This window comes from Isoptericola sp. NPDC057391 (assembly GCF_042668085.1).
Lineage (GTDB): Bacteria > Actinomycetota > Actinomycetes > Actinomycetales > Cellulomonadaceae > Isoptericola.
In genome coordinates this window covers 34445-45786 of sequence record NZ_JBHVBO010000017.1, presented here as the reverse complement: position 1 = coordinate 45786, position 11342 = coordinate 34445, and the positions used below count along the sequence as shown (strand labels likewise).

The window sequence follows — 11342 nt, the reverse complement described above, 5'->3', positions numbered from 1 at the left end:
ACCACCACGAGCGCGGCGGCGCCGACCGCCGGCGCCGCCGTCGTGCCCGTGACCGCGACGTCGACCGTGGGCTCGAGGGCCGTCGACACCGTCGTGCTCACCCAGGTCGGCGAGGCCGTCGCGAGCGTGAGCCCGCCGACCGCCACCACCGACCACACCGCCCGCGACCTCGCGCGCAACGGCCCACGGCCCGGCGTCGTCGCGGCGTCGCCGTCGTGCGTGGTCCGTGCTGCGTCGTCCATGTCTTCCTGTCCGTCCTGCCTGTCCGTCCTGCCGGTCCGTGCTGCTCGTCGTGCCCGTCGTGCCGGTCGTGCCGCGCTCAGAGCCCCCGGAACCGCGCGGCGAGCTGCACCGCGCGCACCGCGGCGGCCGCCTTGTTGCGCGACTCCTCGTACTCGAGCGCGGGCACGGAGTCGGCGACGATGCCGCCGCCGGCCTGCACCCACGCCCGGCCGTCGCGGATGCACGCGGTGCGGATCGCGATGGCCATGTCCATGTTGCCGCCGAAGTCGAAGTAGCCGACGGTGCCCCCGTAGATCCCGCGGGACGCGGGCTCCAGCTCGTCGATCAGGGCGATGGCCCGCGGCTTCGGCGCCCCCGAGAGGGTGCCGGCGGGGAACGTCGCGCGCAGCGTGTCGAGCGCCGTCGCCCCCGCACGCAGGCGGCCGACGACGGTGGAGCACAGGTGCATGATGTGGCTGAACCGGCGCGTGGCCATGAACTCGACCACCTCGACCGACGTCGGCTCGCAGACCTTGACGAGGTCGTTGCGCGACAGGTCGACGAGCATGAGGTGCTCGGCGCGCTCCTTGGGGTCGGCGAGCAGCTCCTCGCCGAGGGCCACGTCCTCCTCGACGGTCGCCCCGCGCGGGCGCGACCCGGCGATCGGGTACGTGGTCACGTGACCGTCGGTCACCTTCACCAGCGTCTCCGGGCTGGAGCCGACGACGGAGAAGTCGCGCCCGTCGGGGCCGGTGAGCCGGAAGTAGTACATGTACGGGCTGGGGTTGATGGTGCGCAGCGCGCGGTACACGTCCAGCGGCGCGGCCGGGCAGTCCAGGCCGAGGCGCTGGGACAGCACCACCTGGAACACCTCCCCGTCGCGGATCGCCTCCTGGCCCGCCCGCACCGCGGCCTCGAACTCGTCCCGGCTGGACCGGAACTCGAGGGCCGGCTCGGCCACCTCGTCGGCGGGCCGCAGCACGGTGGGCACCGCCGGGGCCGGGTCGGCCAGCCGCGCCTGCATCGCGTCGAGCCGGGCGACGGCGTCGGCGTGCGCCTCGTCGACCCGCTCGTCGGTGCCGTCGCCGTTGATGGCGTTGGCGATGAGCCACGCGCTGCCCGTGTGGTGGTCGACCGCCACGAGATCCGTCGCGAGGCTCAGCGCGACCTCCGGCACCCCGAGCTCGTCGGGCGCGTTCGCGGGCAGCGTGGGCTCCCAGTGGCGCACCACGTCCCAGCCGAGCGCGCCCGTGAGACCGCCCGTGAGCGGCGGCAGCCCCTCGATCGGCGGCGTGCGCAGCGCCTCGAGCGCCGCGCCGAGCACGTCGACGACGTCGCCCTCGCGCGGGATGCCGGCCGGGACGTCGCCGTGCCAGACGGCGCGCCCGTCGGACGCGGTCAGGGTGGCGCGCGAGTCGACGCCCACGAACGACCAGCGCGACCAGCCACCCGACGACTCGGCCGACTCGAGCACGAAGGTGCCCGGCCGGTCCTGCGCGAGCGTCCGGTACAGGCCGACGGGCGTGACGTCGTCCGCCAGCACCCGCCGGACCACGGGGATCACCCGGCGGTCGGTGGCCAGCGCGCGGAACGTGCCGAGACCCGGCCACGTCGCGCCCCACGCCAGGTCCTGCTCCGACGGGCCCGCCACGGGGGCGGTGCGCGGGGCGGGGTGGGGCTGCGCGACGGTGGGCGTGGTCACCGGTCCTCCTGGGGATCGTCGGGCTGGGCTGGTCGGGGCTGGTCGGGGCTGGTTCGTGCGTCGCCGGTGGCGGGGTCAGGCGGCCGGCGCGTCAGGGCCGACGACGGCCCCCAGGTCGCCGCCCGCCTCGAAGCAGGTGCGGGTGCCGGTGTGGCAGGCGGCGCCCACCTGGTGGACGCGCACGAGCAGGGCGTCGCCGTCGCAGTCCAGCGCGACGGACCGGACGAGCTGCACGTGCCCGGACGTGTCGCCCTTGCGCCAGTACTCCTCGCGCGACCGGCTCCAGAACGTCACGCGGCCCTCGGTGAGGGTGCGGCGCAGGGCCTCGTCGTCCATCCAGCCGAGCATGAGCACCTCGCCGGTGTCGTGCTGCTGCACGACGGCAGCGACGAGGCCGTGCTCGTCGCGCTTGAGCCGCTCGGCGATCGCCGGGTCGAGCGCAGGCACGGTGGCATCGGTCAGATCGGGCACCCGTGCATCTTCCCACGCCCCACGGGGCCGCGGGACGGCCGTCCGCACCCCGCGCGCACCGTCGGCACCATCGTCGCCCTCGGCACCCACGGCGGCGTCAGCGGGTCTGCGCCACCCAGCTCGCGTGCATCCGCGCGTAGACGCCACCGGCGGCCGCCAGCTCGGCGTGCCCGCCGACCTCGACCACGCGCCCGTCGTCGACCACGACGACGACGTCGCTGGCCTCCGCGGTCGAGAGCCGGTGGGCGATGGTGATGGTCGACCGGCCGGAGGTCAGCGAGTCCAGCGCCCGCGCGATCCGCACCTCGGCGGCGGGGTCGACGGCCGAGGTGGCCTCGTCCAGCACCAGCAGGTCGGGGGCCGCCAGGTAGGCGCGCGCGATGGCGACCAGCTGCCGCTCCCCCGCGCTCAGCGCCTCGCCCCGCTGCCCGACCGGCGTGTCGAGGCCCTGCGGCAGGCCGGCCACCCAGTCGGTGAGACCGAGCGCGTCCACCGCCTCGGTGACGCGCGCCCTCGCCTCGGCGGGGTCGGACGGCGGGTCCGGCCGCAGCCCGTAGGCGACGTTCTGCGCCACCGTGCCGTCGAAGAGGAAGCCCTCCTGGGGCACGAGCACGACGCGCTCGCGCAACGAGGCGAGCGTGAGGCGGCGCAGGTCGACGCCGTCGAGCAGCACCTGGCCGTCCGTCGGGTCCATGAGGCGGGCGACCAGCTTGGCGACGGTGGTCTTGCCCGAGCCCGTGCGCCCGACGACGGCGACCTTGCGGCGCGCGGGCAGCTCCAGGTCCACCCCGTGCAGCACCTCGGGCCCGTCGGGATAGGCGAACCGCACCCCGCGGAGCGTCACCGCGGCCGGGCCGCGCGGGCTCGCCGTGGCGTCGTCGGCCTCCGCGACGTCGAGGGGCGTCTCGAGCACGGCGAGCACGCGCCGCCAGCCGGCGACGGCGTTCTGCAGCTCGTTGAGGATCTCCGTGGCCTGCTGCACGGGGCCGGTGAAGAGCTGCACGAGGAACAGGAACGCGACCACCTGGCCCGCCGTCAGCCCGCCGCCGACGCCGAGCAGGGTGCCGACCACGACGACGACGGCGAGCACCAGGTTGGCGACCAGCACGCCGCTCGAGAACACCGACGAGACGAGGAGCTGGGCGCGGGCCTGGGTGGCGCGCGTCCGCTCGACGGCGGCGTCGACCCGGCGCCCGGTCCGAGCGGCCACGCCGTAGGCCCGGACCGTCTCGGCGCCCACGACGGCCTCGGAGATCGCGCCGAGCATCGCTCCGACGGCCTGCCGCACCGCCGCGTACGCGCGGTTCACCGTGCCCTGCGCACGGCGCAGCACGAGGAACAGCGGCACGAAGCACGCCCAGACCACCAGGGTGAGCTGCCACGAGTACACCGCCATGAGCACGGTGGCCACGAGCACCTGCAGCGTGGACACGAGGAGCTGGATCCCGCCCCACTGCACGAACAGCGAGATCGTGTCGACGTCGGAGGTCACGCGGGACACCAGCGCGCCGCGGCGCTCGGTGCCCTGCGCGAGCGTGGACAGGTCGTGCACGTGCCGGAACGCCTGCACCCGCAGCGCGGCCAGCCCGGCCTCGGTGCGGCGGAAGAGCCGGACGTTGACCACGGCGGTGCACAGCCCCGCGACGACGACGGCTCCCGCCGCGAGCCCGGTCAGCAGGGCCACCCGCCCGGGGTCCGGGCCTCCGGTGGCGAGGATGCCGTCGTCGATCGTGCGCTGCACCGCGACCGGCACCACGACCCGGCCCGCGGCCGCGAGCACGGCGAGCGCGAGCGTGAGCCACAGGCCGTCGACGATCTGCGGCGAGATCTGCACGCCCCGTCGGAGCGTGGCGAGGACGCCCAGCTCGCTGGCGGCGGCGATGCGCGTCGCGCTCACGGTCGTCCCTCCTGGTCCTGCTGCGTCCCCTCCTGCTGCGTCCCCTCCTGCTGCTCGACCGGGCTCGCCCCCGCGGCCGCCTCGTCCGCGAGTTCGCGCGCCCGGCGCGCGGTCTCGCGCTCGTAGGCCGTGGCCAGCGCGCGGTACCCGGGGTCGCGGGCCAGCAGGTCCGCGTGCGGCCCGACGTCCACGACGCGGCCGCCCTCGAGGTGCACGACGACGTCCGCGAGGGCCACCGACGACATGCGGTAGGCGACCATCACGACGGTCGTGCCGCCGTCCTGGGCGGCGGCGCCGGCCGACGCGAGCGAGCCGAGGATCTCCGCCTCGACCCGCGGGTCGACCGCCGACGTGGCGTCGTCGAGGACGAGCAGGCGGGGTCGCCGGACCAGCGCCCTCGCGACGGCCAGCCGCTGCCGCTGCCCGCCGGACAGGTTGGCGCCGCGCTCGCCCAGGGGCGCGTCGAGGCCCCCGGGCAGCGCGCGCACGACGTCGTCCACCCGGGCGACGCGCAGCGCCTCCCAGACCTCTTCGTCGTCGGGCGCGCCGTCGTCGCCGGGGTCGGCGAGCGTCACGTTGGCGCGGACGGTGTCCTCGAAGACGAACGTCTGCTGCGTCACGAGGGCCACCTGCGCGGGGATCTCGCCCGCCGCGAGGTCGCGGACGTCCGCGCCGTCGAGCAGCACCCGGCCGCGGCTCGGGTCGCTGAGGCGCGCGAGCAGGGACACGAGGGTCGTCTTGCCGGCCCCCGTGCTCCCCACGACGGCGACCGTGCTCCCCGGGGTGACGTCGAGGTCCACGCCGTCCAGCAGGGTGGCGGTCGTGTCGGCCGCGGGAACGTCGACCCCGACAGCCTCGAGCCGCACGGCCAGGCCGCCCGCCGCGCGAGGCAGGGCCCGGGCGCCGGGGACCAGCGTCGAGGGGGCGTCGAGGATGCCGGCGATGCGGTCGTAGCCGACCAGGGCGCGCGGCAGCTCGCCGAGCACCCATCCGAACGCGCGCACCGGCACGGCCATCACCGTGAGCAGGTAAGCCGCCATCACGACGTCGCCCGCGTCCACCGCCCCCGACGACGCGCGCCACGTGCCCACGCCCAGCACGGCCAGGGTGCCGAGGGAGGGCAGCAGCTCGATGACCGGGTCGAAGACGGCCCGCACGGTGCCGACGCGGACGTTCGCGGCCCGCAGCGCGTCGGTGCGCTCGGCGAAGCGCCGTTCCTCCCGGTCGGCGGTGCCGAGCGACGTGACGAGGAGGGCGCCCTCGAACGACTCGTGGGCGACGTCCGCGACCTCGGCGCGCAGCTGCTGCGCCCGCGTGACGGCGGGCGTCATGTGCCGCTGGAAGACGACGTTCGCGGCGATCGCGGCGGGCACGACCAGGAGGGCGGCCACCGCCAGCCACACGTCCACCGCCAGGAGCATCCCCGCGGCGACCGCGATCATCACCACGACGCCGAGGGCGAAGGGCAGGGGGTTGAAGACGCCGGTCGCGGCCTCGACGTCGGCGCTCGCCGCGGACAGCAGGCGACCCGCCGGGTGCGCGCGGTGCCAGGAGACCGGCAGGCGCAGGTACTGCCGGGAGAGCCCGCGCCGGTGGTGCGCCTGGATCGCGGCGAACCCGTAGCCGGCCCAGATGCGCCGCCCGGCGACGCCGAGGGCGAGCGTGAGGGCCACCGCGGCGAGCACGAGACCCGCCACCCAGATGCGCGAGCGCGCGTCGGGGTCGCCCGCGATCGCGGGGACGACGACGGCGTCGGTCGCCCAGCCGACGGCGCGGCTCACCGCGACGGTGGCGGCGCCGAACACCGCGGACGCGCCCACGGCCAGCACGTACAGCCGAGGCTCGGAGCGCATCCCGCGCCACACGAGCGTCGCCGAGCGGCGCAGCCGCGATCCCGTGAGGGTCGTGCGGCCGGCCCCGCCCCGGTGGTCGCGGCCGGCGCCGGAGGCGGGTCTGCCGCTCGTCAACGGCATCGACAGCCGCTCACTGCCGCACCTCGATGCCGGCCTCGGCCAGCGCCGCCTTCACCTGGCCGACCGTCAGCGTGCCGAAGTGGAAGACGCTCGCGGCGAGCACGGCGTCGGCGCCGGCCCGCGCGGCGGCGACGAAGTGCTCCGGCACCCCGGCGCCGCCGGACGCCACGAGCGGCACGTCGACCTTCTCCCGCACGGCGGCGAGCATCTCGAGGTCGAAGCCCGAGGTGGTGCCGTCGGCGTCCATGGAGTTGAGCAGGATCTCGCCCGCGCCGAGGTGCGCCGCCCGCGCAGCCCACTCGACGGCGTCGATGCCGGTGCCCCGGCGGCCGCCGTGGGTCGTGACCTCGTAGCCCGAGGCGGTGACCGTCTCCCCGGTGACGCGGCGGGCGTCCACGGACAGGGTGAGCACCTGGCGCCCGAAGCGCGCGGCGATCTCCGCGACCAGCTCGGGTCGCGCGGTGGCGGCGGTGTTGACGCCGACCTTGTCCGCACCGGCGCGCAGCAGCCGGTCGACGTCGTCCGTGGACCGCACGCCGCCGCCCACCGTGAGCGGCACGAACACCTGGTCGGCGGTGCGGCGCACCACGTCGACCATGGTGGCGCGGTCCCCCGAGGAGGCGGACACGTCGAGGAACGTCACCTCGTCGGCGCCCTCGCGGTCGTACCGGGAGGCCAGCTCCACGGGGTCGCCCGCGTCACGCAGGTTCGTGAAGTTGACCCCCTTGACCACCCGTCCGTCGTCGACGTCGAGGCACGGGATCACGCGGACCGCCACGGACATGCGGGACTCACCCTTCCTTTGCTGCTGTCGTCGCTGCTCTCGCCGGTCAGTCGCCGGTCGGCTTCTCCGGTGCGTCCTTCTCCGGGTCGCCGCCGTCGTCGCCCTTGCCCTGGCCGGTGGACTCGTCGTCGGTCACCTGGAAGTGCGCGTCCAGGATGTCCACGACGTAGACCAGGGTCTCGTCGGCGAGGTCGCTGCTGGTGCCACCGTAGCCGAGGCTGGGGGGCACCACGAGCAGCACCTGCGAGCCCACGGTCTGCTCGATGAGCCCCTGGTCGAGCCCGTCGACGAGCTGGCCGATGCCGATCGTCGCGGACTGCGGCCGCGTCCCGGCGGTCCACGTGGTGTCGAACTGCCGCCCGTCGCTCCACCGCACCGCGGTGAACCGCATCGTGACGACCTGTCCCACCTGAACCTGCGGCCCCGTGCCCCGCACGAGCGGCTGCACCTGCAGGTCGGCGGGCGGGTCGACCTTCCTCGGCACGGTCACGGTCGGCGTGCCGTCGTCGCCGCGCTCGACGGTCGGGAGCCCCTTCGCCGCGAGCACCTCGGCTCCGGCCGCGTGCGTCGGCAGCACGTCGACGACGAGGATCACGGGCACCCCGCGGTCCTCCTCGAGCAGGAGCATGCGCGCCCCCACCTTCTGGCCCCGCAGCGTCTCGTAGAGGTTGGAGCCGAGCGACTCCGGCGACATCGTGTACCACCCGGGCGCGTCGATGTATGTGCTCGAGATGACGGTGCCGTCGCGCCCGTCCTCGGCGTACATGTTCAGCAGCACGGGCTCGCCGTCCGTCACGGGTTCGCCGGACCCGGGCCACACCGTCCGCGCCCCGGCCTGCACCACGTCGTACGGCCGCTCGTACTCCAGGGAAGGCGGCTCCCCCACCGCCCCCGACACCTGCACGGGCGCGGCCGACGGCCCCGCGGACGGCCGCTTGCCCAGGTCGTCCAGGAGCGACGACCCGCAGCCGCCGAGCAGGAGCGCGCCACCGAGCAGCAGCGAGATCAGCAGGGTCAGACGGCGGAGCACCGCGTCATCTTGCCATGCGTCCCCCGCCGGAGCGCAGGCCGTCCGCTCCGCGCACCGCCGCAAGCACCACCACAAAGACGTTCCGCTGTGCGCGGCCGCGAGCCGAGAGCCCGCCGTGCCCGGCTGACCCCTTCGCGCGGACGTATCCCTCCCGAAGTGGAGGGCGCCCTGGCGCCCGTGAACGCGTCCGCGCGAAGGGATCAGCCGGTCACGGCGGCACCAGCCGAATCTGGCACCCGCTCACATCGACTCGATCAACCGATCCACGCGCTCGTCGACGCTCTTGAACGGGTCCTTGCACAGCACGGTGCGCTGCGCCTGGTCGTTGAGCTTCAGGTGCACCCAGTCCACCGTGTAGTCGCGGCGCGCCTCCTGCGCGGCGCGGACGAAGTCGCCGCGGAGCTTGGCGCGCGTGGTCGGCGGCGGCACCGCGGTGGACTCGAAGACCTCCAGGTCGGTGACGACTCGCTCCACCATCCCGCGGGCGGCGAGCAGGTTGTACAGCCCCTCGGTCCGGGAGATGTCGTGGTAGGCGAGGTCGAGCCGCGCGATGCGCGGGTCGTCGAGCGGCAGGTCGTGCTTGGCCTGGTACCGCTCGATGAGCCTGAGCTTGATCACCCAGTCGAGCTCGCGGTCCACGAGCGACAGGTCGCCGGACTCCAGCGCCCGCAGCCCGCGCTCCCACAGGTCGAGGACCTGCTTGACGACGGGGGTGGCGCCGGCGTGCGCGTCCACGTGCTCGCGCACGCGGTGGAAGTACTCCCACTGGATGTCGACGGCGGTGGCGGTGCGCCCGTTGGCGAGCTGCACGGGGTGCAGGCCGGTGCGGTCGTGGCTGATCTCGCGGATCGCGCGGATGGGGTTCTCGAGGGTGAGGTCGCGCATCGGCACGCCCGCCTCGACGAGGCGCAGCACGAGGTCGGTCGCGCCGACCTTGAGCATCGTCGTCGGCTCCGCCATCGACGAGTCGCCGACGATGACGTGCAGGCGCCGGTAGCTCTCCGCGTCGGCGTGCGGCTCGTCGCGCGTGTTGATGATCGGCCGCGACCGGGTGGTGGCGCTGGAGACGGCCTCCCAGATGTGGTCGGCACGCTGCGAGAGGCAGTAGACGGCGCCGCGCGGGGTGGCGAGGACCTTGCCCGCCCCGGTGAGCACCTGGCGGGTGATGAGGAACGGCACCAGCACCTCGGACAGGCGGGAGAAGTCGCCCTGCCGGCGCACGAGGTAGTTCTCGTGGCAGCCGTAGGAGTTGCCCGCAGAGTCGGTGTTGTTCTTGAACAGGTGCACCTTGCCGGACAGGCCCTCGTGCTCCAGCCGCTGCTGCGCGTCGGCGACCAGGCCCTCGAGGATGCGCTCGCCGCCCCGGTCGTACGCCACGAGCTGGTGCACGTCGTCGCACTCCGCCGTCGCGTACTCGGGGTGCGAGCCCACGTCGAGGTAGAGGCGCGAGCCGTTGCGCAGGAAGACGTTCGAGCTGCGCCCCCACGCCACGACCTTGCGGAACAGGTAGCGGGCCACCTCGTCCGCGGAGAGCCCGCGCCCGTCGTCCGCCGCGCACGTCACCCCGTACTCGGTCTCCAGACCGAAGATCCTGCGGTCCACGACGTCTCCCCTCGCTCGGCCCTGTCGTCCGACGTCTCAGTCGCCGGCCTGCTCGAGCAGACCGGCCAGCGTCGCGCCCTGCAGCCGGCGGAACGCCCGCCGCCGGCCCGCGCGCTCCAGCACCGCCACCTCGAGGCCGGCGGGCGCGATCTCGCGCTCCTCCCCCTCGGCGGCGACGGACCCGTCCGACCCCACCGCGCCGAGGGTGCGCACGGCGAGCGCGAGCACCTGCGGGAGGGTCATCCCCTCGTGCCAGGCGTCCGCGACCCGTGCGCCCAGCTGCTCCGCCTGGCCACCCATCACGACGTGCCCGTGCTCGTCGGCGACGGACCCGTCGTAGGACAGCCGGTAGATCTGGTCGGCGGCCGGCGTGTCGCCGACCTCCGCCACGACCAGCTCGACCTCGAGCGGCTTCGACTCGGTGGTGAACACCGTGCCGAGCGTCTGCGCGTACGCGTTGGCGAGCCCGCGCGCCGTGACGTCGGTGCGGTCGTAGGAGTACCCGCGCAGGTCGGCGTAGCGCACGCCCGCGACCCGCAGGTTCTCGAACTCGTTGTACTTGCCCACCGCGGCGAACGCGATGCGGTCGTAGATCTCCGAGATCTTGTGCAGCGCCCGCGACGGGTTCTCCGTGGCGAACGCGATGCCGCCGGAGTAGGCGAGCACGACGACGGACCGTCCGCGGGCGATGCCCTTGCGGGCGAAGTCCGCCCGGTCCTTCATCAGCTGCTCGGGCGAGACGTAGAACGGCATCGTCATGCGCGCGCACCCCCTTGGTCCCCGGTCCGGGCGCCGCCGGCGGGGCGGTCGCCGTGGGCGGCCCGGTGGGCGGCCCCGCGCTCGTCGACAATCCGTCCGACCGTCGCGGACAGGTCGTCGTCGGCCACCCGGCGGACGCCGTCGGCGGTCACCACGTGGACCACGGGCCAGATCTGGCGCACGGGGTCCGGGCCGCCGGTGGCGCTGTCGTCATCGGCCGCGTCGTAGAGCGCCTCGACCGCGACGCCGACCGCCGCGTCGGCGTCGAGCCCGGGCCGCCACAGCTTCTTCAGCGCGCCGCGGGCGAACACCGAGCCGGAGCCGACGGTGTGGTGGTCGTGCTCCTCGTACCGCCCGCCGGTGACGTCGTAGCTGAACAGCCGCCCGTACCCGCGGTCGAGGTCGTAGCCCGCGAAGAGCGGCACGACGGCGAGCCCCTGCAGGGCGAGGGGCAGGTTGCCGCGGATCATCGTGGACAGGCGGTTGGCCTTGCCGTCGAGGGAGAGCAGGGAGCCCTCGATCTTCTCGTAGTGCTCCAGCTCGAGCTGGAAGAGGCGCACGAGCTCGATCGCCACGCCCGCCGACCCCGCGATGCCGACCACCGAGTAGGCGTCGGCGGCGAAGACCTTCTCCATCTCGCGGCTGGCGATGAGGTTGCCCGCGGTGGCCCGGCGGTCGCCGGCCATGATCACGCCGCGGCCGCCGTCGTCGGTGCCGAAAGTCAGCGCGACGATGGTGGTGGCGTGCGGCGCGAGCCCGTCGGCGGGCGCGCCCGTGCCCCCGACGTCGCGACGCCCGGGCAGCAGGTCGGGCGCGTGGCCCGCGAGGAAGTCCACGAACGAGGACGAGCCGGGGCGCAGGAACGCGTCCGGCAGCCGCCCGGAGGTGTCAGCGTGGGTCAT

General features: G+C 75.0%; 9 protein-coding genes and 1 pseudogene. All 10 read right to left on the bottom strand.

The window, feature by feature from the left end:
• Positions 1 to 242 (bottom strand): annotated as a pseudogene (locus ACFUVW_RS04490) (hypothetical protein); the annotation flags it as partial.
• Between the two features lie 77 nt (positions 243 to 319).
• Entirely contained in the window at positions 320 to 1873 is a 1554-nt protein-coding gene (locus ACFUVW_RS04485) for an anthranilate synthase component I (RefSeq protein WP_430570154.1), read from the bottom strand.
• A gap of 126 nt (positions 1874 to 1999) precedes the next feature.
• Complete coding sequence (gene hisI / locus ACFUVW_RS04480) at positions 2000 to 2395, bottom strand: phosphoribosyl-AMP cyclohydrolase (RefSeq protein WP_430570151.1); 396 nt, start codon at positions 2393 to 2395, stop codon at positions 2000 to 2002.
• A 97-nt stretch (positions 2396 to 2492) separates the two neighbouring features.
• The gene (locus ACFUVW_RS04475) at positions 2493 to 4292 is read right to left on the bottom strand and encodes an ABC transporter ATP-binding protein (RefSeq protein ID WP_430570150.1); all 1800 of its coding nucleotides are present in this window, start codon (positions 4290 to 4292) and stop codon (positions 2493 to 2495) included.
• The gene (locus tag ACFUVW_RS04470; protein ID WP_430570153.1) at positions 4289 to 6145 is read right to left on the bottom strand and encodes an ABC transporter ATP-binding protein; all 1857 of its coding nucleotides are present in this window, start codon (positions 6143 to 6145) and stop codon (positions 4289 to 4291) included. Before ACFUVW_RS04470 ends, ACFUVW_RS04475 begins: the two co-directional genes overlap by 4 nt.
• A 130-nt stretch (positions 6146 to 6275) precedes the next feature.
• Positions 6276 to 7049, bottom strand: a complete 774-nt coding sequence (gene hisF, locus ACFUVW_RS04465; RefSeq protein WP_430570149.1) for an imidazole glycerol phosphate synthase subunit HisF — start codon at positions 7047 to 7049, stop codon at positions 6276 to 6278.
• 46 nt (positions 7050 to 7095) lie between these two features.
• Positions 7096 to 8079 (bottom strand): FKBP-type peptidyl-prolyl cis-trans isomerase, encoded by a 984-nt coding sequence (locus ACFUVW_RS04460; RefSeq protein WP_430570148.1) that lies wholly within the window; start codon positions 8077 to 8079, stop codon positions 7096 to 7098.
• A 240-nt stretch (positions 8080 to 8319) separates the two neighbouring features.
• Entirely contained in the window at positions 8320 to 9681 is a 1362-nt protein-coding gene (pafA, locus tag ACFUVW_RS04455) for a Pup--protein ligase (protein WP_430570147.1), read from the bottom strand.
• A 36-nt stretch (positions 9682 to 9717) separates the two neighbouring features.
• Positions 9718 to 10440, bottom strand: a complete 723-nt coding sequence (gene prcA, locus ACFUVW_RS04450; protein ID WP_430570146.1) for a proteasome subunit alpha — start codon at positions 10438 to 10440, stop codon at positions 9718 to 9720.
• Positions 10437 to 11342, bottom strand: a complete 906-nt coding sequence (prcB, locus tag ACFUVW_RS04445) for a proteasome subunit beta (RefSeq protein WP_430570145.1) — start codon at positions 11340 to 11342, stop codon at positions 10437 to 10439. Before prcB ends, prcA begins: the two co-directional genes overlap by 4 nt.

Bases quoted from the DNA above. Each gene is read 5' to 3' on its own strand.
- ACFUVW_RS04470 (WP_430570153.1), bottom strand. From the start codon at position 6,145: ATGCGCTCCGAGCCTCGGCTGTACGTGCTGGCCGTGGGCGCGTCCGCG.
- hisF (WP_430570149.1), bottom strand. From the start codon at position 7,049: ATGTCCGTGGCGGTCCGCGTGATCCCGTGCCTCGACGTCGACGACGGA.
- prcA (WP_430570146.1), bottom strand. From the start codon at position 10,440: ATGACGATGCCGTTCTACGTCTCGCCCGAGCAGCTGATGAAGGACCGG.
- prcB (WP_430570145.1), bottom strand. From the start codon at position 11,342: ATGACCCACGCTGACACCTCCGGGCGGCTGCCGGACGCGTTCCTGCGC.